Origin of the sequence: Streptococcus anginosus subsp. whileyi MAS624, assembly GCF_000478925.1 — a bacterium.
In the GTDB taxonomy this organism is placed as follows: Bacteria; Bacillota; Bacilli; order Lactobacillales; family Streptococcaceae; genus Streptococcus; species Streptococcus whileyi.
Genome location: NZ_AP013072.1, coordinates 1,016,177 through 1,041,080, shown reverse-complemented (window position 1 = coordinate 1,041,080; position 24,904 = coordinate 1,016,177). Strand labels below are relative to the sequence as shown.

22 protein-coding genes are annotated in these 24,904 nt (G+C 37.7%); 4 read left to right on the top strand and 18 right to left on the bottom strand.

Annotated features, from left to right (window positions below; genetic code table 11):
* Positions 1-121 precede the first annotated feature (121 nt).
* The 5 genes from ccdA2 to dnaG all read right to left on the bottom strand — a co-directional run bounded on the left by ccdA2 (position 122) and on the right by dnaG (position 5,844).
* Positions 122-832 (bottom strand): thiol-disulfide oxidoreductase-associated membrane protein CcdA2, encoded by a 711-nt coding sequence (gene ccdA2, locus ANG_RS05265; protein WP_003024626.1) that lies wholly within the window; start codon positions 830-832, stop codon positions 122-124.
* Between the two features lie 284 nt (positions 833-1,116).
* On the bottom strand, positions 1,117-2,445 hold the full coding sequence (gene brnQ, locus ANG_RS05260; protein WP_003034439.1) for a branched-chain amino acid transport system II carrier protein: 1,329 nt from the start codon (positions 2,443-2,445) through the stop codon (positions 1,117-1,119).
* Positions 2,446-2,599: 154 nt separating this feature from the next.
* Complete coding sequence (locus ANG_RS05255; RefSeq protein WP_003024629.1) at positions 2,600-2,929, bottom strand: metal-sulfur cluster assembly factor; 330 nt, start codon at positions 2,927-2,929, stop codon at positions 2,600-2,602.
* 18 nt (positions 2,930-2,947) lie between these two features.
* Positions 2,948-4,060: an RNA polymerase sigma factor RpoD gene (gene rpoD, locus ANG_RS05250; RefSeq protein WP_003024631.1), complete on the bottom strand. Its 1,113-nt coding sequence runs from the start codon at positions 4,058-4,060 to the stop codon at positions 2,948-2,950.
* 2 nt (positions 4,061-4,062) lie between these two features.
* Positions 4,063-5,844, bottom strand: coding sequence for a DNA primase (gene dnaG / locus ANG_RS05245; protein WP_331709746.1), 1,782 nt, complete (start codon positions 5,842-5,844; stop codon positions 4,063-4,065).
* Between the two features lie 155 nt (positions 5,845-5,999).
* On the opposite strand from dnaG, the gene mscL reads away from it, so the two are divergent.
* Positions 6,000-6,380 (top strand): large conductance mechanosensitive channel protein MscL, encoded by a 381-nt coding sequence (gene mscL, locus ANG_RS05240; protein ID WP_003031453.1) that lies wholly within the window; start codon positions 6,000-6,002, stop codon positions 6,378-6,380.
* 240 nt (positions 6,381-6,620) lie between these two features.
* Here the strand turns inward: mscL and rpsU are convergent, their stop codons facing one another.
* The 3 genes from rpsU to ANG_RS05225 form a co-directional block, all read right to left on the bottom strand.
* Entirely contained in the window at positions 6,621-6,797 is a 177-nt protein-coding gene (rpsU, locus tag ANG_RS05235) for a 30S ribosomal protein S21 (RefSeq protein WP_000048054.1), read from the bottom strand.
* Between the two features lie 197 nt (positions 6,798-6,994).
* Entirely contained in the window at positions 6,995-7,333 is a 339-nt protein-coding gene (locus ANG_RS05230) for an ATP cone domain-containing protein (RefSeq protein ID WP_003024641.1), read from the bottom strand.
* 231 nt (positions 7,334-7,564) lie between these two features.
* Positions 7,565-9,865, bottom strand: coding sequence for a CAP domain-containing protein (locus ANG_RS05225; RefSeq protein WP_003034488.1), 2,301 nt, complete (start codon positions 9,863-9,865; stop codon positions 7,565-7,567).
* Positions 9,866-10,085: 220 nt separating this feature from the next.
* On the opposite strand from ANG_RS05225, the gene ANG_RS05220 reads away from it, so the two are divergent.
* Positions 10,086-11,372, top strand: a complete 1,287-nt coding sequence (locus ANG_RS05220) for an aminotransferase-like domain-containing protein (RefSeq protein WP_003034505.1) — start codon at positions 10,086-10,088, stop codon at positions 11,370-11,372.
* A 239-nt stretch (positions 11,373-11,611) separates the two neighbouring features.
* Here the strand turns inward: ANG_RS05220 and ANG_RS05210 are convergent, their stop codons facing one another.
* The 5 genes from ANG_RS05210 to ANG_RS05190 all read right to left on the bottom strand — a co-directional run bounded on the left by ANG_RS05210 (position 11,612) and on the right by ANG_RS05190 (position 17,427).
* Positions 11,612-13,354, bottom strand: coding sequence for an ABC transporter ATP-binding protein (locus tag ANG_RS05210; protein WP_003034419.1), 1,743 nt, complete (start codon positions 13,352-13,354; stop codon positions 11,612-11,614).
* Between the two features lie 2 nt (positions 13,355-13,356).
* A complete protein-coding gene (locus ANG_RS05205) occupies positions 13,357-15,096 on the bottom strand; it encodes an ABC transporter ATP-binding protein (protein ID WP_020999591.1) in 1,740 nt (579 codons plus the stop codon).
* A gap of 95 nt (positions 15,097-15,191) precedes the next feature.
* Positions 15,192-15,863, bottom strand: coding sequence for an MmcQ/YjbR family DNA-binding protein (locus tag ANG_RS05200; protein ID WP_020999590.1), 672 nt, complete (start codon positions 15,861-15,863; stop codon positions 15,192-15,194).
* Between the two features lie 12 nt (positions 15,864-15,875).
* On the bottom strand, positions 15,876-16,508 hold the full coding sequence (locus ANG_RS05195) for a copper homeostasis protein CutC (protein WP_006269549.1): 633 nt from the start codon (positions 16,506-16,508) through the stop codon (positions 15,876-15,878).
* A gap of 55 nt (positions 16,509-16,563) precedes the next feature.
* Positions 16,564-17,427, bottom strand: a complete 864-nt coding sequence (locus tag ANG_RS05190) for a GNAT family N-acetyltransferase (RefSeq protein ID WP_003034555.1) — start codon at positions 17,425-17,427, stop codon at positions 16,564-16,566.
* A gap of 141 nt (positions 17,428-17,568) precedes the next feature.
* Here ANG_RS05190 and ANG_RS05185 point away from each other — a divergent pair, with 141 nt between their 5' ends.
* Both ANG_RS05185 and ANG_RS05180 read left to right on the top strand, forming a co-directional pair.
* On the top strand, positions 17,569-18,093 hold the full coding sequence (locus ANG_RS05185) for an ECF transporter S component (RefSeq protein WP_003034468.1): 525 nt from the start codon (positions 17,569-17,571) through the stop codon (positions 18,091-18,093).
* 38 nt (positions 18,094-18,131) lie between these two features.
* On the top strand, positions 18,132-18,641 hold the full coding sequence (locus ANG_RS05180; RefSeq protein WP_025271755.1) for a transcription repressor NadR: 510 nt from the start codon (positions 18,132-18,134) through the stop codon (positions 18,639-18,641).
* Between the two features lie 59 nt (positions 18,642-18,700).
* Here the strand turns inward: ANG_RS05180 and kphA are convergent, their stop codons facing one another.
* The 5 genes from kphA to ligA form a co-directional block, all read right to left on the bottom strand.
* On the bottom strand, positions 18,701-18,940 hold the full coding sequence (kphA, locus tag ANG_RS05175) for an RNA-binding protein KphA (protein ID WP_003001620.1): 240 nt from the start codon (positions 18,938-18,940) through the stop codon (positions 18,701-18,703).
* 19 nt (positions 18,941-18,959) lie between these two features.
* A complete protein-coding gene (rpsP, locus tag ANG_RS05170) occupies positions 18,960-19,232 on the bottom strand; it encodes a 30S ribosomal protein S16 (protein WP_025271754.1) in 273 nt (90 codons plus the stop codon).
* A gap of 116 nt (positions 19,233-19,348) precedes the next feature.
* Entirely contained in the window at positions 19,349-21,649 is a 2,301-nt protein-coding gene (pulA, locus tag ANG_RS05165; RefSeq protein WP_003034480.1) for a type I pullulanase, read from the bottom strand.
* The gene (locus ANG_RS05160; RefSeq protein ID WP_003034450.1) at positions 21,650-22,621 is read right to left on the bottom strand and encodes a diacylglycerol kinase family lipid kinase; all 972 of its coding nucleotides are present in this window, start codon (positions 22,619-22,621) and stop codon (positions 21,650-21,652) included.
* Positions 22,622-22,629: 8 nt separating this feature from the next.
* Positions 22,630-24,588 carry an NAD-dependent DNA ligase LigA gene (ligA, locus tag ANG_RS05155; RefSeq protein ID WP_020999588.1) on the bottom strand — a complete coding sequence of 653 codons (1,959 nt, stop codon included), beginning with the start codon at positions 24,586-24,588 and terminating at the stop codon, positions 22,630-22,632.
* Between the last annotated feature and the right edge of the window lie 316 nt (positions 24,589-24,904).

The following is a 24,904-nucleotide window of genomic DNA, read 5'->3' as shown; positions in this document are numbered from 1 at the left end:
AAATTGCCCGTGTCCAGACTTAGTTCCACTAGCTGATTTTTGATTTCCACAGGCACCCAACAGAGCAACACAAACAAGACCTGTGATGACTAACATTGTTTTTTTCACGAGATTCCTCCTTTTATCCACCAAATATTGAAGCTAGAACATTAAGATTTCCCAGCATAAGTAAAATTCCCATCAAGATGATAAGTAACCCGCCAATTTTCTTTAGTAGTCCCATATAAGGTTTTATTTTCCCGAAATGGCGTAAAACAATAGAAGAGGCAAGCGCCAAAATGAGAAATGGGATAGCAAGACCAAGGGTATAAACTAACATGAGGAAGCCACCTTGTACTGCTCCATTACCACCAGAAGCTGCAATTGCGAGAACAGAACTCAAAACAGGACCTACACAAGGTGTCCAACCAAAGCTAAAGGTCACACCTAGCAAGAAAGCATTGTAAAAATCATTTCTATTTTTATCTTTTTTTAATTGAACACTTTTCTGTCGTTGTAGTAGCTTAAAATTGATCAGTTCCATTTGATGAACACCGAGCAAAATAACAATTGCTCCTAATACATAGCGGAACCACTCTGTATAGAGAACTTTTCCCAAAAAGCCAGCGCCATATCCAAGAATTAAAAAGACTACGGACAATCCTGCAATGAAAAATAGTGTTTTTATAATTCCGTACCAAGCAATCTTCTTTCCAAAAATAGTGATTGTTCTTGGTTCATCTGTATCCAATAAAATACCAACATATACAGGAAGCAATGGCAATATACAAGGCGAGAAAAATGATAAAATTCCCGCTAGAAATACAGAAATCAAAAACACAATAGATATCATTATCTTTTCCTCCTCATTTTCTTTCTAAGAAAAGTATACACTGGTTCACTATCTAAAAATAGAGGATACGATTTGTAAAAACTTGAATTTGATATGGTCATAAAAAAGGGAGTGGGACAGAACTAAAAATCGAAAATTTTTAGTTCGTAGTCCCACCCCCGCAAGGGTGATTAGGTGCTCTTCTGAGCTTGAAAAGCGAATGAAGAGTCCAATCACCTACTGCGTTCTTCGTTTATTACTAAATCTAATAGAAGCTGAGCACTTTTGTCTCAGCTTCTTTTTTATCATTCCATTTCAAATGAGTCACTTTTTTGTTTATTTGGCAAAAACAAGGACAACACAATCCCGACAATCGTCGGTACCAGCCAAGGAATTGAAGCTTGCGCAAATGGCAAAGCATTGATTAAATTGCTCACACTAGTCAATTTAAATTGCGAGCCAATGATATTCGCAAAGGCAATAATTGTTACAACTGCGACCGTTAGCTGCATTCCAATCTTAGATAAGGCAACAAACTTATTGACAATCACAATCATTACAATCGCAATGGTAATCGGGTACAAAATTTGCAAGACAGGAACTGAATACTGAATGATCGCTCCCAAACCAAGATTTGCAATTGCAAATCCAATCAAGGTAAAGGCTGTTGCATAAGTTTTGTAGCTGATTTTAGGAAAGGTTTTATTGAAAAATTCTGATGTTGAAACAATCAAACCAACCGTAGTCGTGAAACAAGTCACTGTTACCATGGCTGCAAGGAAAATCTGTGCTGTCGGACCAAAAATAGCTTGTGTAGCTTGAGATAAGACATAAACTCCTTTATTGGCATTAGACGCCATTACATCAGCCGAAATTGGGAAACGATTTCCAAGAAATCCTAATCCAATATAAAGTGCACTAAATCCCAATGCAACAACAATTCCAACAATCCAAATCGTTGATATATATTCCTTTTTGTTGGCAAAGCCGAGTTGGTTCAATGTTTGCACAGCGATAACGCTAAAAGCAACAGAGGCAAGTGCATCAAGCGTATTATACCCTTCAAGAAAGCCAGTTCCAAAAGCTGCTTTTGCGTATTCCGCGCTAGCAGCTTGCGGTGCATCTGCTCCGTATTTTATTGCCCCTAAAATGACTAGAATGACAATCAAAATGGCAAACACAGGAGTCAAAATCCGACCAATCCGATCCAAAATTTTGGAAGGATTTAATGAAATCAAATAAGCAGCCACAAAATACAAGATTGTAAAAATAATAAGTCCTAATCCAGTCATATTACTCGAAAGCAATGGTGCAATCCCAACTTCATAAGAAGTCGTTGCCGTCCGAGGAATGGCAAAAAATGGACCAATCGCTAGATACAGAACTACCAAGTAACTGGTCGCAAACCAAGGAGAAACCTTTTTAGAAATTTCGTAAACATAGCCTTTGGGATTTAAAGTACCGATAATCAATGTTAAAATAGCAATTCCAACTCCTGAAAGCACAAATCCTGCAATCGCTGACCAGAAGTGTTCGCCAGACAAAGCCCCTAAAGTTGGCGGAAAAATTAAATTTCCTGCGCCGAAAAATATTCCAAACAAGAGTAATCCTGTCAGTGCTCCTTTTTTAATCATCTTCTCTCCCTTTTCTAAAATTCAGTATGTTCAACCATTATAACAGATTCTTACAATACTTCAAGTGATATAAAGTATAAAGTTAAAATATTGCACATATTCTGAATGTTTGAGCAAAACAAAAGCAGCATAATCAAGTCATGCTACCATATTCTTATTTAATCCCTAGGGCGATGCGTGCGTAGCGACTCATTTTATCCACAGTCCATGCTGGATACCACACCAGCCTCACTTCTACTTTGCTCACTTCAGGTACATCTGACATCGCATCATGAATCTGATCAGTTAATAAGTCAGCCAGTGGACAGCCCATTGTTGTTAAGGTCATATCAATCTGCGTCTCACCATTTTCACCATTGAACCGAATTTCATAAATCAAACCAAGATTTACAATATCAATTCCTAATTCAGGGTCAATAACTTGTTCCAAACTTTCCAAGATACGATTTTTAATATCATCAATTTGTTCGTTTGTGTATGCCATGGTGCCTCCTTTTGTCTACTAATCTTCAATAAAGTCACGAAGTGGCTTGCTACGACTTGGATGACGCAATTTGCGTAGGGCTTTGGCCTCAATTTGTCGAATCCGTTCACGAGTCACGTTAAAGACTTTTCCAACATCTTCCAGCGTACGCATTTTACCATCATCTAGACCGAAACGCAAACGTAGGACATTTTCTTCACGGTCTGTTAATGTATCAAGAACCTCGTCTAATTGCTCACGTAGGACAATACGTGTTGTGTAATCAACTGGATTTTCAATCACTTCATCCTCAATGAAATCGCCAAGATGACTATCATCTTCTTCTCCAATTGGAGTTTCAAGAGAGACCGGCTCTTGGGCAATCTTCAAAATTTCACGAACTTTATCTGGTGTCATATCCATGCGCTCAGCAATTTGTTCTGGCGTTGGATCTTGTCCCAATTCTTGCAAAAGATTTCGTTGCTCCCGCACTAATTTATTGATTGTCTCAACCATGTGAACCGGAATCCGAATCGTACGCGCTTGGTCAGCAATCGCACGAGTAATCGCTTGACGAATCCACCAAGTGGCATAGGTCGAAAATTTGAAACCTTTGGTATAGTCAAACTTGTCAACGGCTTTCATCAATCCCATATTGCCTTCTTGAATCAAGTCAAGAAACTGCATGCCGCGTCCAACATAGCGCTTAGCAATAGAGACAACCAACCGCAAATTCGCTTCTGCCAAACGTTGTTTCGCTTCTAAGTCGCCTTGCTCCACAAGAACAGCTAATTCTTGCTCTTCTTCATTGGTCAATAACGGAACAACACCAATTTCCTTTAAATACATACGGACAGGGTCGTTCACTTTAGCAGAATTGCTACCAAGCAACTCCTCATCTGTTAATTCAGCTTCTTCTTCCTCTGTATTTAAAACCCGTTCACTTGGGTTGCCCTCTTTATCCGTAATAGCAATCCCTGCGTCCTGAATCCGTTGAAGAAGATCTTCAATGCCATCAGCTTCCAAAGTAAATGGAATGACTAGCCGATCATTGATTTCATCATCGGTTGCTGTACCAGTTTTTTTATGGTTGCGAATAAATTCTGCAACTTGAACATCAAAAGTTGTTACTTCTTTTTGTTTTGTAGCCATTCCTACTCCATTCTCCTTTTTTGAGCAATAAATCGCTCTAGCTCTTCTAATGCCGTATCTGCATCCCCACTATGAGATGCTTCACGGACTTTTTTACCAATCAATTGATTTTCTTTGCGAAGCAATTCCTTATCTCGCGTTTGCTCCACTTCAATCAGTTCCTGCTCAGAAACTTCCTCTGGTAGATTTTCTTCTAAGACCCGATACCAAGCTTGCTGTACCGAATCATTTTGCTCAGACAAATCTTGTGGCGTTACCTCGCCATTTGTTTTTAAAATATCGTACAAAGTCTGCAATTCTACTGTTGCGAAATGAAAATCTTTCCTCAAACGATAATCATTTAAAATTACAGGATTATCAATCATCCGCTGCAGAAGATGACTCTCTGCCTTAATTAGCCGTGATACTTGCTGTGTTACCGGAATGTCAAGTCTTGACACCTGTTGATGCGATTGCTGTTGTTGCTCTCTTCTATTTACTAAACGATGATTATTAACAGCTTGCTCCACCTGCTGGTAGTCAAAATCAGGTAACAATTCAGCTAACATATAAATATAGGAATTTTGTGCAGTGATTGATTGAACCTGTGCAATCAGCGGAGACATTTGTTCAACAAATTCAATTTGAGCTTGCAAGTTTTCGATATTATCTGGCTTCAGATAGTTCAAAAGAAACTCTATATCACTAATTCGTGTTTTAGTCAGTAAATTTTGTAAATCATCAGCAGAATTTTTTTTGATAAATTCATCCGGATCCATATTATCAGGAATCCTGACAATTTCAACTGATAAATTATGCAATTCATTCAGAGCTTTTGCTGTCGCTGCTTGTCCTGCTTTGTCACCATCGTACGTTAAAATAATTTTGTTTGCAAACTTACGAAGATGCTCCGCATGCTCATGCGTCAATGCTGTCCCCATAGATGCTACAGCATTTTCAATGCCAGCACGATAAGCGGCTATAACATCCATAAAGCCTTCCATTAAGTAAATTTCGTGACTTTTCTTGATAGTCGCTTTGGCTTTGTCCAGATGATACAACTCATAGCTTTTATTGAAAATCGGTGTACTGCGACTATTCTTATACTTAGCAACCTTCTGCTCTATATCGCTTGCTTGCCAAATACGACCTGAAAAAGCAATGACTTGTCCTTTATCATTTGCCAATGGAAACATAATCCGATTTTGAAAGGCGTCATAAACCAAATTGTTATCAGCTAAGTTGAACAAACCAGAATTCATAATGACTTGCTCATCAAACTTTCCACTAACACTTTTATAAAGATAGTTATTTTCATTGGGCGCTAAACCAATTTGAAAATGCTTGATAACCTCATCTGTTAAGCCACGTTCATAAAGATAAGAACGTGCTTCTTCTCCTATCTTTGTTGTCATCAATACTGCATGGTAAAACCTTGCAGCTTCCGCATGAATGTCATAAAGTGCTTGATGAGGATGTGTATGTGTATGTGTTGACTGCTCTTTGCTACTATGCTCTATTTCTAATGGAATCCCTGCACGATCTGCAACAATTTGTACAGCGTCCATAAAAGAAACACCACGATAATCTTCAATAAATTTAAAGACATCACCTGACTTTCCACAGCCAAAACAGTGATAAAATTGTTTTTCTTCTACTACATTGAATGATGGAGTTTTTTCCCCATGAAAAGGACAAAGCCCCAGATAATTCCTTCCGGCCTTTGTTAGAGCAACGACTTCTCCTATGATTTCGACGATATTGACGCTATTTTTAATATCAGAAATGATTTCTTTATCAATCAATAGACAACACCCCCAATTTATCATAGAATAACAACTTACATTTTATAATAAATTTACCAAAAAGTAAAATATTCACTATGTTTTTTAGACATTTTATTGAACTTTTCCCTGTTTTAAGATATAATATGTTTTAGTATTTTGAAAGGAAAAAGAAAATGTTAAAGGACCTTAAAGAGTTTTTGCTTCGCGGCAATGTAATTGATTTGGCAGTCGGTGTTATCATTGCCAATGCTTTTGGAGCTATTGTGACTTCGCTTATTGGAGATGTTATTACTCCACTCTTTCTCAATCCAGCTTTAAAAGCTGCTGGTGTAGAACAAATTGCTAGTTTAAAATGGAATGGAATTGCATACGGCAGTTTCTTAAGTGCTGTTATCAATTTCCTCGTCATCGGAACAGTTCTCTTCTTCATCGTCAAGTCTGTTGAAAAAGCGCAAAGTCTTACTAAAAAAGAAGAAGACACTGCTGAAGAAGCTGCAGGACCAACTGAATTAGAAGTTCTTCAAGAAATCAAAGCATTGCTCGAAAGCAAATAATTATGAAAAAATTCACTGATGAAACTCAGTGTTTTTGTTTACTCTCGCGGTTTCTTGATATTCTGTTTGCCTTACCCTGCCCCTCCAGCTGCTACTTCTATTAAACTTGCGGTGGAGTTTTGAGATGACAGATAATGTCCATACGGTAAAACTGCTAAAGCTATTGGTTTTTATTGAATACGAGTTCGATTTTATCTAAATAGAAACAAAAAACAGACCGAAGTCTGTCATTTTGCTCAATTAGAATTTTTTACGTTTACGAGCTGCTTCTGATTTACGTTTCCGTTTTACAGAAGGTTTTTCATAGAATTCACGTTTGCGTGTTTCTTGAAGAGTACCAGCTTTAGTAACCGCACGTTTAAAACGACGAAGAGCATCGTCAAGGGATTCATTTTTACGTACTACTGTTTTTGACATTTTTTCACTCCCTTCAAGCTTAAAATCTTTTAAATTTTATCATATTAAAATACACTTGTCAAGTCCCAGAAATCAAGGGAATGTGTAAACTTTTGTAGAACAAGCAATATTATTAACTTAAAAGAGAGTTGAATTTTAGCAAATTTTTCAAAAAAATCTGCCAACTACTTCATTCTGTAATCTAGGCTGTAAATTTATTATCGAATTTGTTCAAAATGCAAATGGACTGCGATATGATCGCCATAACCGTTCCGGTCTAAATCACGTTGCAAGCGGTAGGAAATATAATGTTCGGCAATAGTGATATAACCAGCACCTAGCAGGCGATTTTCTACCATAGATTGGATCATACTGATAGTAGCTCGTTCAACACCAGCTTCCTCCAGATCTAACACTACTTTTTTAGTCACAAGCGCTAAATTTTGACGTAAATCGTCTGTCAAGACATAAACCGTTTGTGCTGCTTTCAAAATAGCTTGATAAATTTTATCTGGATTAAAATCAGTAACTTCTCCATTACGTTTGATAACTTGCATAGGAAACTCCTTTAAACTTGTTAGTTTTGTGTACTTAGTACAGTAAAAACATTATACTATTTTTCCACCAATTCTCAAAATGATAGATACTATGGGAGAGTTGGTAGACAAAAGCTACGGTTTTCAATGCTTGCTTTTGATTGTATTGATTAAAAAAAAGACAAACACTCAAAAACAGAGTTGTTTGTCTTTGGGGCGAAAGATTAGACTTTTTCTAAAATCTTCAATTATTTAATCTTCGTTATTTCTTTTACGACGGCGAGCACTAGTTAGAGTTCCTAAACCAAGTAGCAATCCTAATGCAGCAACCTGATCTGCTTTAGTACCTGTAGCAGGCAGAACTTTTTGACTAGTATTTTGTTGTCTAACTAACAATGGTTTTGGTTGGTAAGTTCTGGATAAGTGTAAGTTTTGTACTTTTCTACCTGTTTCTTTTTGAGCCTTCGGAGGAAGTTGACTTTTCAATTGCTCATAGTTTTCTTGTAACTTGGTATAAATTGAACGAGAAATCTCTAGTTTTGCTTCTTCATATTTTAACGTTTTAACCTTAGAGGCATAGTCAGCTTGTGCAGCTTGAAGAGCCTTTTGAGCTGCTTCCAGTGCTTGTGGTGCATTTTGTAATTTTTCCAAGTTATCTTGTGCTTCTTTTAGCTTGGTTTGACTAGCTTGCAAAGCATCTTTTGCTTTAGCAACATTCAATTCTGCTGTAATTAAGGCTTTCTTTAGTTCTGCTAACTTATTTTTAGCGGTTTCTAGTAATCCTTGTTCTTTTGCTAATGCTGCTTGTTTTGGCGCCAACTTGGATGCAATAGCTGCAGTTGCACGCTTCAAAGCTGCTTCTTTTGTCACAACATTTTGTTTCGCTTTTGTCAAAGCCGCTTCGGCTGTAATCACTCCAGCATTCGCAGTAGCAAGAGCAGCCGAACGATTCGCAGCTAATTTTTGAAGGTCTGCTAATTTTGCCTTTTGGATATTTAAAGTAGATACATAACCCGTTCTTTGAGCTCGCAACACACCTAATTGATTCTTGGCTGCTGTCGCTTGTGCATTTGTGGCTTTTGCAGCACCAGCAAAATTACGGATTGCTTGCTCATAAGCATCTGCGCTAAGAAGAGTACCGTTATTGAAGCGTTCATTAGATACTGTGTGGAAACCAACTTCATATAAATTATTATATGGATTTGGATCACTACAATATGCTGCTGAAATCGAATTAAAGTTTTTATCCATCATTTGAAGATAGTGACCAACTTTGTAGAAGAAATCAAGCTGACCTCGCTTGTAAAGAGTAGTATAAATTTTATTGGAATCAATGTCTCGCTCATTTGTTGTTAGCCCATACTTAGCTGCCTCAGCCATATATAAGGCTTTTTCTTTATACCAGTAGTCAACCGCTCCTCTTACAGAGCTATTAATGGCCACGTTTTCATTGCCAAAATATTTGCCCATATGCCAATTTGCTCTTCTAAAATAAAGAGTTTGGACTTGGCTGGCTGGATTTTTGTAAGGATCAATCAACAGTTCTTTTAATCCAGCTTGTCTACGGTAAGCATTGATTGCCCTAACCAATTCAATCGCTTTTAAATTATTTTCCAAAGTTGCTGGACTTGTTGAATCAGAACCAACTGTAATACCGTCTTCATGTTTAGCTCTTTCATAAGTCGCTAGAGCTTCAGCAGCTGCATTACGAATCGCTTGGTTGGCTCCATTTGTTTTAGCATGTTGCAAAAATTCACCATAGGTTGCCTTGTTTAAATCAACATTTCTTCTATTGGTAGCTGACTGTTCAGCACGGGCTACTTCAGCGGCTTTTTGAGCAATAGCCGCTTGATTTTCTGCAACTTTTTGCTCACTTTGCTTGACTTGCTCAGTCGCTGAATTGATTTCTTTAGGAAGATTAGCGATTTCTTCTTTCACTTTAGCAAGATCTTTTTGCTTTTCTGCCAAATTCTTTTCAGCTTGTTTTTCTTCTTCCTTTGCGCGGTTAAGATCTTGTTCTTCATTGGCAACTGGAGCTTTAGCTGTGTCTAATTCGCGTTGTGCAACGTCAACAAGTGATTGTTGCCCTGCAACAACATTTTCTTGATTTTTAACAGCTTCTTTTGCCTTTGTTTCAGACTGTTCTGCTGCTTGAACTTTATTTTCCTCTGTTGTAACCGTCTTCTCTGATGTCGCCACTTCTTCTTTTGCGGTTTCAATAACTTCTGGAGTTGCTTCTTTCTTTTCTGCCTCAGCATTTGCAACAGCTTTTTCGCTATCTGCCACCGCGTCCTTTGAAGTATTTACATCTCCTTTGACTTGCTCTACAACTTTTTGCTGAGCATCTGTTTGAACCTTTGCAGCATCGGCTTGCAGCTTTGCTGATTGAACATCTGTTTCTGTAACTGGTTTGGTGATTTTTTCAGATGTCTTTGGCTCAGTAGATTGTGTTTTTACTTCTTCGGCATTTACTTGATGTGATAAACTGCCTGAAATAATAGTGGTTGCAGCTAAACCGGTCGCAACTACCGATTTTTTAATTTTTCTCTCCATTAGACGGCCTCCTAATATACTTGCTACCTTTCATTATAAACCATTTCAGCCTAAATTACAATTCCGCTAATGTATTACTCAGATAACTATTTCATTAAATTTCTTTTACATTAATTATTGGTAGGGAGAAATCTATGGGGGAATCCTACACAATCCAAACTATCATTTCCTGATTGTAAAAGATTTCAAAATACGCTACAATAAAGAAAATTTCTTCTGTATGGGGACAGTTAAGATGATAAAACCTAAGTATCAATGTATTGTAGATCAGATTAGCCAAGATATTAAAAGCAGGAAATTGTCCAAGGGACAAAAGATTCCTTCTGTCCGTCAGCTGGCAGAATACTATCGCTGTAGCAAGGATACAGCTCAAAAGGCGCTAATGGAATTGAAATATCAAAAGTATATCTATGCGGTTCCTAAAAGTGGCTACTATGTGTTGGAAAATAGTCTGGAGGATCAGCAGGACATGGAGCTAACCGTCAGAGATGACCACTACCAAATTTATGAAGACTTTCGACTTTGTCTCAATGAAACGCTGATTGGACGTGAGAATTATCTTTTTAACTACTACTCGCAACAAGAGGGACTAGAGGATTTGCGACAATCTGTCCAGCAGCTGCTTCTAGATTCCGCTATCTACACCTCTGCTGACAGGATTGTTCTGACATCTGGTACCCAGCAGGCTCTTTATATTCTTTCGCAAATTGCCTTTCCAAATGAAAAATATGAAATTCTAGTTGAGCAGCCGACCTATCATCGGATAAACGATTTGCTAACTGCCCAAAAACTTCCTTATCAAACAATTGAGCGAACTCCAGAAGGAATTGATTTAGGAGAATTGGAGAGGATTTTTCAATCTGGTCGTATCAAATTCTTCTATACTATCCCACGCTTTCATTATCCCTTGGGGCATTCTTACAGTCGAAAGGAGAAGGAAGAAATCATTCGTCTTGCTCGGATTTATGATGTTTATATCATAGAAGATGATTATTTGGCTGACTTTGACAGCAAACGCGAACTGACCTTTCATTACTTGGACGACAGCCAGCATGTCATCTATATCAAATCTTTTTCTACTAGCCTCTTCCCTGCCCTTCGGATAACAGCTCTGCTATTTCCTCCAGCTATTCAGTCAACTTTTATCGCCTACAAAAAAGCAGTAGACTACGACAGCAATCTCATCATGCAGAAAGCTCTATCTCTTTATATTGACAATCTCATGTTTGAAAAAAATCGTCTTTCTCTGCTCAATCAACAAGAAAAAGAATTGACGAGAGCTAGAAAACTTTTAAGCCAAAATCAACTCAAACTTTCCTACTTTATCAATAGAGATGGTATCTTACTAGATCTACGTGGACTTAAATATGTCAGCTCCCTTAAACATAGCAATCTGCCATTGGATTTTTTTGAAGCAAGTTATATACAGGATTGTCCTTATCAATACGCAAAAATTAAATACGAGGATCTAGAAAAAGTCTTACAACATTTAAATGAATATTTATAAGGGAGTGGGACAGAACTAAAAATCGAAAATTTTTAGTTCGTAGTCCCACCACCGCAAGGGTGCTTAAACAGTTATCAAGCTGTTTAAGGTTGCAGATGAAGAAAACGAAGTTTTCGCCAAAAGCGCTCTTCTGAGCTTGAAAAGCGAATGAAGAGTCCAATCGCCTACTGCGTTCTTCGTTTATTACTAAATCTGATAGAAGCTGGGACACTTTTTGCCCAGTCTCCTTCTTTAACATATCACTCTTCTTTCATCATTCCAGCTTGCAATTGATACATTTTATAATAAGTCCCCTTAAGCGCTAGAAGCTCTTCGTGTGTGCCAGATTCAATGATACGTCCCTGCTCCATGACATAAATGCAGTTAGCGTCCTGAATGGTAGACAGACGGTGAGCAATGGCAATCGTTGTTCGTCCTTGGCGCATTTTTTTCAGCGAAGTTTGGATAAGTTCTTCGGTCTCTGAGTCAATATTAGCAGTTGCTTCGTCCAAAATCAAGATTTTGGGCTTGCTAGCAATTGTTCTCGCAAAAGCCAATAGTTGTCTTTGTCCGCTTGAAAAAGTCGCACCTCGCTCGGTTACTGGACTGTCATAACCTGCAGGAAGCTGAGTGATAAAGTCGTGAGCATCCACAAACTTAGCAGCTTCTACAATATCTTCTCGACTCATATTTTCCTGATACATTTGGATATTAGAAGCAATGGTACCGTGATAGAGGAAAGGATCTTGAAGAACTAAACCAATATTGCGACGCAGTTCAGCTTGGCTGTAATCCTTAATATTTTGATCATCAATTAAAATTTCTCCCTTTTCAAATTCATAAAAACGCAGAAAGAGATTGATGATCGAAGACTTGCCTGAGCCAGTCGCACCGACAAAGGCGATTGTTGCCCCCTGCTTGACTGAAAATGAAATATCTTTCAGAACATCACGCTTGCCGTCGTATGAAAAGGAAACATGACGAAATTCAATATTCCCAGCTGTAATTTCCAATGGAAGATTAGCTTGATTGGGCTCATAGTCTCTGCGGTCTATGATTGCAAAAACACGGTCTACAGCCACCATAGATGTCTGCAAAACAGAGTAATTCTGCATCAAATCAATCAGAGGATTGAAAAGTTGATTGACATATTGGATAAAAGCGTACATGACTCCTGCTGTCACTCCTGCAACCTGCCAAGTAAAGCCAAAGTAAGCTAAAATAACTGCATAAGCTAAAATTTTTAGCAAAGACATAGCTGGACGCAGAAAAAGACTATTGATATTGAGGTAGCGAACTGTATACTCCAAATGCTCGCCGTTAATTGTTTCAAATTCATTTATCAGACGCTTTTCCTGACTAAATGCCTGAATAATTCGCATTCCCTCAATACTTTCAGAAAGTTTGACATTCAAATCACTCAGTTTGCTTCGGACGAGTTTGAGGAGACGATTAGATAAGCGTTGATAAAGTAAAATGGAACCCAGCATGACTGGTAAAAAAAGTACAATAAGTCCTGTCAAGCGCCAATTCAAGGTGCACATCGTCACTACTGTTACAACAAGAATAAAAATGGAACTTAGAAAACTTGAAAATATGCTACTAAACATATCTGCTACCGCTTGTGTATCATTCGTCAAACGGGAGACAATCGCTCCTGCAGCCGTTTGATCAAAATAAGCCATACGTAGTCGCTCAATATTTTCAAAACTCTCCTGACGCAGATCGCGAACAATGCTATATGCCACACGGGCAAAAGAATACTGTCCTAAGAAAGTAAATAGCACCCTCAAAAGAAAGAGAGCATAATAGAGAATCAGAATATAAAATCCCGCCATAATCTGACGACGACTGATAAAATGGTCAATAAAATACCGGGCCAAAAGCGGCAAAGCTGTCGTCACCAAAGTTGTCGCAAAGATAAAAGTAAGTGCCAAAATGCTCACCCATTTATAACGCCACATATAAGTCAGAAGGCGATGAAAAGTTGTTTGTTTTTTCATAATCACTCCTCCTTCAGACTTTCTGCCAGTTGCTGGTTGTGATAAGTATGCGCATACCAACCGTTTTGTGCCAGCAATTCTTGGTGAGTGCCACGCTCTTTAATGCGTCCATTCTCCATCACCAAAATCAAATCTGCATGAACAACTGCTGATAATCGGTGAGCAGTAATAATCGTCGTCTTGCCGTCTCGTTCTTCCTTGAGATTTTCCAAAATCAAATGCTCTGTTTTAGCATCAACAGCAGACAAAAAATCATCCAAGATTAAAATATCTGGTTTCAGAACGAGCGCTCGACTCATGGCTAAACGTTGCTTTTGACCTCCTGAAAGCGATACTCCTCTCTCGCCGACAATTGTCTGAAAGCCTTCTGGCATGGCAATAATATCCTCATAAAGGCCACAAAGTTTACTAGCTCGAATCACTTCGTCATCTGACAAGTCTGGATTTGCAAAACGAATATTGTTCGCAATCGACATTGCAAAAAGAATCTGTTCTTGCGGCACGTAACCAATCAAACTCCGCAAATCGTTTAAGCTATAATCTCGAATATCGTGATCATTCAGATAAATAGCACCTTCTTGAATATCCTGTTCTCGCATGAGCAGGCGTAATAGTGTTGTTTTACCAGAACCTGTTTGTCCGACAATTCCTAGCGTCTGCCCCTTTTCTAATGCAAAATGAATATTGGATAAAGTGGTTGTTTCTTCATAAGAAAAACGCTGAATATCATAGACCAAACGGCCATTTTTTATAGGGAAAACGGGATTGTTGGTCTCTTCGACATCCGATTTTTCTGCCAATAGTCGCTCAATCCGTTCATAAGAAACCATTCCTCTTTGGCTGATGTTGAAGAGATAGCCCATCGCCTGCAAAGGCCATACCAGCATATCTAGATAAGTAATAAATGTCACTAACTCTCCAACTGTAAATTGTCCTCTAGAGATGAACATTCCCCCAAAAATCAAGGTTAATGCATAAGATAAGCCGATGAAAATCAGAACTATAGGGTCAAAGAGGGAATTGTATTTAGCGGCTAAAATATTCTTCTCATAGACATCCTGATTTGTCCTAGCAAAAGAGTGACTTTCTGCTTTTTGATAGCCAAAAGATTTCGTTACTTTAATCCCTGAAACGCTTTCCTGTACCTTGTTATTCAAGTCAGAAAAGGCCTCCTGAGCCGCTTTAAAGCTCTCGTGATTTTTTCTTCCAATTAAACTGGTTCCCCAAGAAAGAAACGGCAATGGCAAAATAGCAATCAAAGTCAAACGCCAGTCTAAAACAAAGAACATAGTCAGTAACGTTACCAGTGCGGTGATAGAGGCATCTACCGCCGACATGACACCCCCACCTGCCACACTTACAACTGCGTTAATGTCATTTGTTGCATGCGCCATCAAATCTCCTGTTCTATATTTTTGATAAAAAGACGGTGCCATTTGGGTAAAGTGTTCAAAGAGTTGAGAACGCAAAAGTCGTCCCAAATGATTTGCTGTGCCAAAGATATATAGCCGCCAAAGATAACGCAGACCATACATAATAAAGGCCGAAGCAACCAAAAGTAAAAGATTTAAAAGCAACTGGTCTGACGTTAGATTTCGGCTAGCAATACGGTCAATCACCACACCGATTACTCTAGGAGGAATTAAATTAAAAACACTAACCAAAGACAAGGCTAGAATTCCGATAATATAACGTTTTTTCTCCAGTTTGAAAAACCAGCCCAATTTTCTGATAAGATTCATACTCTCTCCTCTGCTATTACTGATTACCATTATACACTATTTTGTTGCATTATCTGTAAAGATAAAACGCAGCTAGCACAAACTAACTGTGTTCCTCATTTCTTTTGGGTCAATTCAAAGCTCTTATCCAAAAGGGCAAAAAGTTCTGTATCTCTTAAAGTATCATCCAAGGGCAGGCTAAGCCAATATTTTTTGTTCATGTGAAATGCTGGGTAAATCCCTGCTTTTTTAAGTAAATCAGCCACTTGATTGTTTTTGACATTCAGCACTTCTATTTGACCAGTTTTGCCATTTTCAAACTTCGACCAGTCTATCGTCATAAAAATACCATACCATTTTTTAGTATCCTTATGTCGAAAAACACCAGCATGAAGATTGCTATTTTTTGAAGAATTCTCCCAGAGATATTCCAGTCTTCCGTCATAGGTTCTTGCTACGTACTCCTGCAAGCGGCTACTCTGTTTATAAAGAAAGCCAACTTCCTCAAAACAATTAGCTCGAATCATCAAGAAAATCTCTTGACAAGCTTCACGAACCTGTCCGACAAATTCCCCCATCATCTGCTCCATTTTGACCTGCACGTATTCATCGCCTGTTTCTTGATCAAGCACTTGGTAGTCCAGCTTCTCACCCTGTAATTTTAGTTGTAATAAAAAGTCGCCCTTCATTATTTCCTGAGAATAAACAAACTCTACTCCTCTTTTTTCAAAACCAAAGGCTTGTAATTTTTCTGGATTTGCTTGGTATTTCTCAAATAAGTCTAACATGATTTTTACTTTCTAAAATACAATTTTGGTGCCATGAAGTTGGTTCACGCCAAGATTTGCGATAATTTCATCACGATTATTAACCGTAATACCACCTCCTGGTAAAATTTCAATTCGACCAGCTGCATGCTTTATCAAAGTATTTAACCAGAGAAAATGATTTTGAATCGGCTCTGTAGCTACTCCTCCATGAGTTAAGATTCTACTCACACCATGTTCGATTAGCCAATCTATTGTGCTGAACTGCTGTTCCTTTGGAATAGCATCAAAAGCCATGTGAAAGACGATCTCTAATCCTTGAGCAGCTTCTACCAACTTTTCCATTTTTAGATAATCAATTTCATTAGCAACTGTCAATGCACCAAACACTACACCATGTGTACCAGCTTTGCGAGCCATTTGAATATCCTCTAACATGATTTTCATTTCTAAATCATTGTATACAAAATCTCCTCCACGTGGACGAATCATCGTTATAACAGTTGTATGATAAGGACTCACTAACTCTACAGCTGCTTTTATGACACCATAGCTAGGCGTCGTTCCACCCACCGCCAGATTATCACAAAGCTCAACCCTCCGAGCACCTGTTTGCATGGCTTTTTCCAAATCAGTCACGTTTTCTGCACAAAATTCATAAATCATTTTTGACCTCTTCTATATGAAACAGTTTTCTTAACCATTATAACACAATCTTTATTTATTCCTCAAACTTCTTTGCGACTCGTTGACACCAATCTAACCAATTTTTCTTGTAATCCGACACAGACAAAATCCGATTTTCTAAATCTTTTATTGTAGCAATACCTATTTTGTCACAAACTTGAAGACAATAGGAATAGAACTCCCAATTCAAATCGTCTTTTTCTGCATAAACTGGAATCTCTTCAAAACCAGCTTGATAAGCTATAAATGCTCTACTGTGTCCATCAGTAAAAAAGATTTTGTCTTGGAAGCGCTTAATTGGCAAGGGTTTTAAACTACTTATGTTCTTTGTATCAAACCATGTCTGAACCTGCTTTAGTTTCTCTTCTGAAAGATAAAATTGACTTGGTTGAATAGCTGATAAAGGAAGCAGTAAATCCAAAGCATAGCGATGTCCTTTTTCAGTCTTTTCTATGGGATAAAATCCTACCGATTCAAACATCTTTTTAGAAGCAGTATTGTAATCATAAATTTCTCGAACATACAAACGTTCATAGCCCAGCTGACGTCCACGTTCAATTAATGCTTGAACAACAGTCTTCCCGATTCCATGACCACGATAATCTGAGTTACCAATAACAATAGGCATATCCTCTTGCCAAAAACTTACATCACCAATTGGCATCCAATTTTCATTTATCAGAATCTCAATAAAATACACTTCTCCATGCTGAGTAAGATAGTCATACATTTTCTTGATTCGCTGAAGTGTATAAGGCTCTCTACTACCATCAATCAAACGGATTACATCAGGATTCTGATACCAAGAAAAAGCTAGATGAGCTTGTCCATCATACTTTCGCAAACGTAAGGAAGAATGAATAGCAATATACTCTGGCTGTTCCAACATATCTATCATAGTTTTCTCTTCTTATTAATATTCTAACAAACATAGTACCTACTATTTAAGAATTTTGTTTACTTTATCGAAATTTTCTCTTGACATTATCTGTAAAAACAGTAAAATATACTTATGTGTATACAGTAAATGGAGGGGATTATGAAACCAAAAACAAAAAACCAATTTATAACTCTCACAGCTCTTTTGACAGCGCTAGCTATTGTCATTCCTATGATTATGCCTGTAAAAATTATTATTCCACCCGCTTCTTATACGTTAGCAAGCCATGTCCCTATCTTTTTAGCCATGTTTATCTCTCCTTTGATGACTTTAGTCGTTATTCTAGGTTCCACCTTTGGATTCTTAGCAGCTGGTTATCCTATTGTTATTGTTCTTCGTGCCTTATCTCATCTCTTCTTCGGATTGTTAGGTGCTCTTTACCTTAGAAAATATCCTAAAACTTTAGATAAACCAATTCAAACTTGGATACTAAATATTATTCTTGCTTTCGTTCATGCGATTGCTGAAGTTCTTGCTTGTCTCATCTTTTACGCCTCTACTTCTTTTCCAGAAAATATGTTTTACCTTCTCTTCATTCTCGTAGGTGTTGGAACAATTATTCATAGCATCGTTGACTTTATCATTGCACAATTTATTTATAAGACTCTACAAAAAATCCGTTAAACCTTGAATATTTAACGGATTTATTCTACAATGAATTTATGATAAACAAAAGAAGAACTGATTTATTACAACTTTTAAAAAATGCGGAAACTCCTTTAAATGGTCAAATTCTAGCAGAAAAATTCAATGTTACGCGCCAAATTATTGTTCAAGATATTGCCGTTCTTCGAGCTGATGGTGCTCCTATTATTAGCACAAATCGGGGTTATATTTACAAAATGAACGATACTGTTAAATATTACCACCAGCTTTTTAAAGTCAAGCACACAATTGAAGATATCGAAACAGAATTGTTGGCAATCGTAGACAATGGCGGACGAGTCCAAAATATTATGGTGGAGCATCCCGTTTATGGGGAAATCCAAACGTATCTGAAATTAACTTGTCGCAGAGATGTCCAACATTTTATCCAACAAATTCATGAAAGTAATTTTCGAGGTTTATCTGAATTGACAGATGGTATTCATTATCATTTGGTTGAAGCCGATTCGCAGCAAGATTTAGATTATATCGAAAAAGCACTAGAAAATTTAGGTTTTCTACTGTAAAACATACACAAATCATTTTAAGGATAGATTTCAAAAAATAGAGCCTGAATGGCTCTATTTTATTTTTCATCAATAACAATTCTAACTTTTTTATCTTCGGTTGGAACAGAGTAAACAATCGTTCTTATCGCAGAAATTGTGCGACCTTTACGACCGATTACACGTCCAACATCACTTGGATCAAGATCAAGATGATACTCTAAAAACTCAGGTGTATCTTCAATCTTGATAGTTAAGGCATCTGGCTGTGAAATCAAAGGTTTCACTATCGCAATAATGAGATTTTCAATCGTGTCCATATATCAACCTGCACTTCTATTATTTAGAGTATTTTGAATCGTGGAATTTCTTCAATACGCCTTCTTTTGAAAGGATGTTGCGAACTGTATCAGAAGGTTGAGCACCTTTTGACAACCAGTCAAGAACACGATCTTCTTTCAAGGTCACTTGGTTTTCAGCAACAAGTGGATTATAAGTTCCGATTGTTTCGATGAAACGTCCATCACGTGGTGAACGTGAATCTGCTACGTTAATACGATAGTAAGGTTTTTTCTTAGAACCCATACGAGTTAAACGAATTTTAACTGCCATTTTTAAAATTTCTCTTTTCTCTTTTTATTTTTAGGTATAGCAGAGCTATTACCAACATACTCTATCATATCACAAGTAAAAATAGGTGTCAAGAAAAAAACTTGACATCTTTAAATTTACCACTCTACAACTTCAAAGACTGTCGCTGTCAAATCTTCAACAAAAGAATCACTAACTTGACGACTATTTCCAGCTACAAGTCTCAAATTGCCAATATCTTCAATGTTGTAACTTTGGCCGCTTGCATTGAAAATAATGAGATAATATTTCTCATCTTTCACCTCAAAAATAACAATCCCACTTCCTGAATGAGCTGAGTGCACAAAGACGTGCTGGTAAATGTCTTCGTAATGTTGATAAGAAAATTCTTTTGTCATAGTTTTTAAATGGATAATCTTTTTGATGTAGTCAATACTTTCTTGGTGATCAGCTATCAAATCCCAATCCACCTGATTGACAGTATCAGGAGCGTTATAACTATTCATAGCACGCTCATGATCTTCCTGAATAGTTTGACCATTTTCTCCAGTTGCTATTAGCTTGCTACGTGAAAATTCCTGTCCTAGTTCCATAAAACTCATACCTTGCAACAGCAGATTCATCGCAGTCGCTAATTCAATCCGTTTAGTACGAGTCAAGTCATCATCATCTGGGTGTAGTTCCACTAACAAGTCATGCAAATTATAATTATCATGCGCTTCTACATAGTTCACAACTTGGTTTGGCGTCAGATAAGTCCCTAACTCATTGCTTCCTAATATTGCTTTCGCAATAATAGCCTCTGTTGCCTCTCCACTGACAAAACCAGCTTTTAAGCCACCGTAGACCTCTGCTCCTTTAATCGCATCACGTTCAGTATCATTGAAAAATCCGATATTTGATAATTCAAAAGCATTATCTTTCTTAGCTTTATCAAGAGGAAGCAATCCTGTTCCCATGTCCCATCCTTCTCCATAAGTCAGGATTCTCGGATCAATCTCATCTAACGCTTCTCGAATCTGACGCATGGTTTCAATGTCATGAATTCCCATCAAATCAAAACGAAAACCGTCAATATTATACTCTTTTACCCAATAAAGGAGCGAATCAATCATATATTTCCGGAACATCTCGTGCTCACTAGCTGTCTCGCTCCCTACACCTGTTCCGTTTTGGAAAGAGCCATCTGGATTCATTCGATAATAATAATCGGGCATTGTGGCTTGAAAAGGAGAATCATAGGTAGAATAAATATGGTTGTAGACAACGTCTATCACCACGGAAATGTCTGCATCATGATAGGCTTGAATCATTGTTTTTAAGTCCCGCATGCCTTGAGATGGCTTTGTTGGATTTGTTGAAAAACTCGTTTCTGGAGCATTGTAATTTTGTGGATCATACCCCCAATTGTAGGTCACATTTCCATGCCGATCATACTCTTTGTGTCGATCAGAGATTGGCTGCAATTGTACAACATTGATACCTAAAGATTGGATATAATCAAATCCCGTCGCTTGACCAGATCGATTTTTAGTTCCTTTTTGACAAGCACCTAAAAAGGTACCTCGGTATTTTTTAGATACACCAGAACTACTAGACTTTGTCAAATCTCGCACATGCATTTCATAAATAACTGCCTGACAAGGATTATCCAAACGCCAAGTCGCTTGTTGACCTTGTTTCACTTGAAAATGTTTTGGATTTCGCTCTGTAGGTGACAAAATGACAGAGCGTTTCCCGTCTTCAGTTGTTGCTTCGGCGTATGGGTCACGCGTCAATGTTTTGTGATGTTCAAACTCTAATTGATACTGATAAGCTCTATCTGCTAGATCATCTGAAATCACTCGAGACCAAATTCCGATTGTATTTTCAGAATGATCTTTTGAAAAAACTTTCCCTCTTTGTAAGTCATAAACTTTCCAGATTTTCGAGTGGTTACTACCATTCTTATACACCACTAATTGAACTTTTTTTGCAGTTGGTGCCCAAAGTTTAAATTCAGCTTTTTTACCATCATACCGACAACCTAGCCAACCTTGATAGCCCCAATGCTGATCAAAACGTTTGCTATCTAATGCCATATCAAAAGCATGAGGATCTTGCTTTGCATAATACGGACTAGTCATAGCAGCTTGTCGGGAATAATAAACTTGACTGTCTCCTTCAATAATCCAAATTTCCGTCACCAGATGAGGAGGTAATAACTGAATGGAATAATCAACCGACTGGTGAGACCAATCGATTGTTTTTACAATGACATGTACATATCCCAAAGCCTGATTACTCTTATACGATAAATTCCCTTGAATGCCAAAGTCATCTCTCTGAAAAAAAGAAGCCTCCTCTCCCCATTGATTCATTTGCCACTTCCACATATTGTAAGCAGCATAATTGTCTAACTGATTGTGGTAATGAATTAAGACACGATAGTCTAACATCTAATTCTCCTGATTATTTTTATTTTCTAATGACAAAGCGCTATCGCTAATCTCATCAATATTTGCAAAAAATTCTAAATGGTTATGAAGAACTTCTAACTCAACAGGAGTGTCTCCACCATATTCACCATCCAAATTCAACATAAATGATGCTTTTTTATCTAAAACTTCTAATTTTAATTTACTTGTTTTTAAATATTCTACATTCGCATCAGTCACATGCTGTCCGCCATTGATGGCTTGAATCATTAAGCCCAGCATATCAAATAAGCGAGCAGTTTTCACTAAAATCAAGGTGAAATTTCCGTCATCTAACACCGTATCTGGCGCTAATTTTTCAAAACCACCGATTGAATTGGTTAAGGCAACAAAGATTAAAGAGACCTTGCCTTCAAACACACCGTGGTCGTGCTCAATATGTACTTTACGTAATTTAGATTTTGGCAGCATTTCCGCTCCCTTGGCTACATAAGCAAGATAACCAAGGCGCGATTTTACTTCACTTGGAACACTATATGTTAATTCTGTCAAAGTCCCTGCCGCAGCGATATTGATGAAATATTTTTTCCCATAAGCCTGACCAATATCCATTTTTATGGTTTGATCTTTTTCAATAATCCGAGCAGCTGCTACTGGATCTCCCATTGGAATTTTGAGAGCACGCGCATAATCATTGGTTGTACCAGTAGGAATAAACGCCAACTTAGGACGGTTTTCCAACGGTGCCACTCCATTAACCACTTCGTTAATTGTTCCATCGCCACCAGCTGCCACAATTAAATCAAATCCTGCTTTAGCCGCTCTCTCTGCTTCGTTTTGAGCTGATAAAGGAGCGGGCGTTGTCTGATAAGCACTTGTTTCATAACCCACATCTTCTAAAACGTCTAAAACTTCTGCGATATTTTTTTTAATAATTTCCTGACCAGAGGTCGGATTATAAATCAATCGTGCTCTTTTTCTAGCTGTTTCCATACAAACCTCTACAAGCTCTCAAGCCAAGATTCATCACGAATGTCAATGCCTAACTCTTGAGCTTTTATTAATTTACTTCCTGCATCTGCTCCAGCAACGACTAAACTCGTTTTTTTAGAAACAGAGCTCGTCACCTTTGCACCTAAACTTTCTAATTTTACTTTTGCTTCTGAACGATTCAATCGTTCTAATTTTCCTGTTAAGACAACGGTCAATCCAGAAAGAACTGCGTTTGCTGCAACTTTTTCACCTAAGTAAGCTAGATTAAGCCCTGCTTCTTTCAATTCTCTCAGTAGAATCTGCGATCCTTCCTGAGCAAAATAACTAGTCAAACTTTCTGCAATCACCATTCCTAGACTATCCAGTGCAACAATTTCTTCTCTTTCTGCTTTTGCTAATTGTTCCAAATCATGAAAATGCTCTAACAAAATCTGACTCGCTTTGCTTCCAACATGGCGAATGCCCAGCCCAAATAGTAATTTCTCTGCTGAATTTTCTTTAGAAGCTTGAATAGCAGAGTACAACTTGTTAGCTGATTTTTCCTTAACATTCTCCAATTGTAACAAATCTTCGACAGTCAAGTGGTAAATGCCAGCCACATCTTTCACCAATTCCTGAGCAAATAATTTCTCCACCACTGCTGGTCCAAGCCCTGTGATATTCATGGCATCACGGCTCGCGAAATGAATCAACCCCTCCTTAATTTGTGCAGGACAGCGCGGATTGATACAGCGCAAAGCCACCTCATCTTCAAAGTGAATCAGCTCGCTGTTGCAACTTGGACAGTTCGTTGGAATCTCTAGTTGCTCTTCTGATTGGCGCCTGTTTTCAACCACTCGCAAAACAGCTGGAATGATATCACCCGCCTTATAAACGATAACTGTATCGTCTTTACGAATATCTTTTTCAGCAATGTAATCGACATTGTGCAGAGTTGCTCGACTGACGGTTGTCCCTGCTAATTTCACAGGTGTAAGATTAGCGGTCGGTGTAACCACTCCAGTTCGCCCAACCGTCCAATCAACCGATAAAAGCTGTGCTTCTTTTTCTTCCGCCGGAAATTTATAAGCAATCGCCCATTTAGGAGCTTTCACGGTAAAACCGAGCTCTTCTTGAACAGATAAATCATTTACCTTGATGACAACACCGTCAATATCATAAGGCAATTGCGCACGTTCGTGATTGATTTGCTCTATAAATCGCCATACTTCATCCATCGAATATGCCAAAATACGCCGTTCATTTACGCTAAAGCCATTTTTAGATAACTTATTTAAAACAGCTTCTTGAGTTGACACATCTGTTGGACTGGCTTCTTGATAAAGAAAAGTTGCTAGATTTCGCTTGGCAACAATTGCAGTATCCAACTGACGCAGCGTTCCTGCCGCTGCATTTCTCGGATTAGCAAATTCTGGTTCTCCGTTTTCCTGACGTAGCTGATTCACCGCATCAAAAGAGCTACGTGGCATATAACATTCACCACGAACTGTCAAATTTACAGCAGTTGGCAAAGTTAGCGGAATATCTTTCACCCTTTTTAAATTTTCTGTGATATTTTCTCCGACGGAGCCATCTCCCCGAGTGGCTCCTGCAACCAAAATACCATTTTCATACATAAGAGAAATGGAGAGACCATCAATTTTTAACTCACACAGATAACTCACCTTTGGAAAATCTTTGCGAATCCGTACATCAAATGCCTCTAACTCTTCACGTGAAAAAGCATCCTGCAAACTATATAGCGGATACTGATGTTGGTATTTTTCAAACCCTTCTAAAACCTTACCACCCACACGATGAGTTGGGCTATCAGCCTGAACGAGCTCTGGGTATTGCTGTTCTAAATCTAACAATTCATGATATAACCTATCATATTCACTATCCGATACGCTTGGATTATCAGTTGTATAATATTCATGCGCATATTGATTTAGTAGATTCACCAGTTCTAACATTCTGTCTTTCATATTTCTATTTTATCATAAAACATACGATTCTACAGGATTATTACTGTTAATATCATAAAAAATTTAGACATATCAAATAAAACAGCGTAAAAACAATGATGTCTAAATATTATAAGTATTTACTAGCTAAAATCTGCTGTATTTTTACAAATAATTTAATGAATTTTTTTGGTTAAAAAGCTAGAGCTAGCCTACAACTTCAAAAATTATAAATTCAAAATTTAATTGATAAAAAAAGATAAAAGAAGTAAAATATATATAGTTCATTTTCTTTTAATAAAGAAATAATCCAAACAATGTAGAGGAGGAATCTTAT

Excerpts from the sequence above, each read along its gene's own strand:
- rpsU (WP_000048054.1), bottom strand. The coding sequence starts at position 6,797 with ATGTCAAAAACAGTAGTACGTAAAAATGAATCCCTTGACGATGCTCTT.
- ANG_RS05195 (WP_006269549.1), bottom strand. The coding sequence starts at position 16,508 with ATGATTTATGAATTTTGTGCAGAAAACGTGACTGATTTGGAAAAAGCC.
- ANG_RS05205 (WP_020999591.1), bottom strand. The coding sequence starts at position 15,096 with ATGAATCTTATCAGAAAATTGGGCTGGTTTTTCAAACTGGAGAAAAAA.
- ANG_RS05255 (WP_003024629.1), bottom strand. The coding sequence starts at position 2,929 with ATGGCATACACAAACGAACAAATTGATGATATTAAAAATCGTATCTTG.
- ANG_RS05160 (WP_003034450.1), bottom strand. The coding sequence starts at position 22,621 with ATGGAAACAGCTAGAAAAAGAGCACGATTGATTTATAATCCGACCTCT.
- ANG_RS05200 (WP_020999590.1), bottom strand. The coding sequence starts at position 15,863 with ATGTTAGACTTATTTGAGAAATACCAAGCAAATCCAGAAAAATTACAA.
- ANG_RS05220 (WP_003034505.1), top strand. The coding sequence starts at position 10,086 with ATGGGGACAGTTAAGATGATAAAACCTAAGTATCAATGTATTGTAGAT.
- ligA (WP_020999588.1), bottom strand. The coding sequence starts at position 24,588 with ATGAAAGACAGAATGTTAGAACTGGTGAATCTACTAAATCAATATGCG.
- ANG_RS05225 (WP_003034488.1), bottom strand. The coding sequence starts at position 9,865 with ATGGAGAGAAAAATTAAAAAATCGGTAGTTGCGACCGGTTTAGCTGCA.
- pulA (WP_003034480.1), bottom strand. The coding sequence starts at position 21,649 with ATGTTAGACTATCGTGTCTTAATTCATTACCACAATCAGTTAGACAAT.
- ANG_RS05190 (WP_003034555.1), bottom strand. The coding sequence starts at position 17,427 with ATGATAGATATGTTGGAACAGCCAGAGTATATTGCTATTCATTCTTCC.
- ccdA2 (WP_003024626.1), bottom strand. The coding sequence starts at position 832 with ATGATATCTATTGTGTTTTTGATTTCTGTATTTCTAGCGGGAATTTTA.
- rpoD (WP_003024631.1), bottom strand. The coding sequence starts at position 4,060 with ATGGCTACAAAACAAAAAGAAGTAACAACTTTTGATGTTCAAGTTGCA.
- ANG_RS05230 (WP_003024641.1), bottom strand. The coding sequence starts at position 7,333 with ATGCAAGTTATCAAACGTAATGGAGAAGTTACTGATTTTAATCCAGAT.
- brnQ (WP_003034439.1), bottom strand. The coding sequence starts at position 2,445 with ATGATTAAAAAAGGAGCACTGACAGGATTACTCTTGTTTGGAATATTT.
- kphA (WP_003001620.1), bottom strand. The coding sequence starts at position 18,940 with ATGGACACGATTGAAAATCTCATTATTGCGATAGTGAAACCTTTGATT.
- rpsP (WP_025271754.1), bottom strand. The coding sequence starts at position 19,232 with ATGGCAGTTAAAATTCGTTTAACTCGTATGGGTTCTAAGAAAAAACCT.
- mscL (WP_003031453.1), top strand. The coding sequence starts at position 6,000 with ATGTTAAAGGACCTTAAAGAGTTTTTGCTTCGCGGCAATGTAATTGAT.
- ANG_RS05185 (WP_003034468.1), top strand. The coding sequence starts at position 17,569 with ATGAAACCAAAAACAAAAAACCAATTTATAACTCTCACAGCTCTTTTG.
- ANG_RS05180 (WP_025271755.1), top strand. The coding sequence starts at position 18,132 with ATGATAAACAAAAGAAGAACTGATTTATTACAACTTTTAAAAAATGCG.
- ANG_RS05210 (WP_003034419.1), bottom strand. The coding sequence starts at position 13,354 with ATGAAAAAACAAACAACTTTTCATCGCCTTCTGACTTATATGTGGCGT.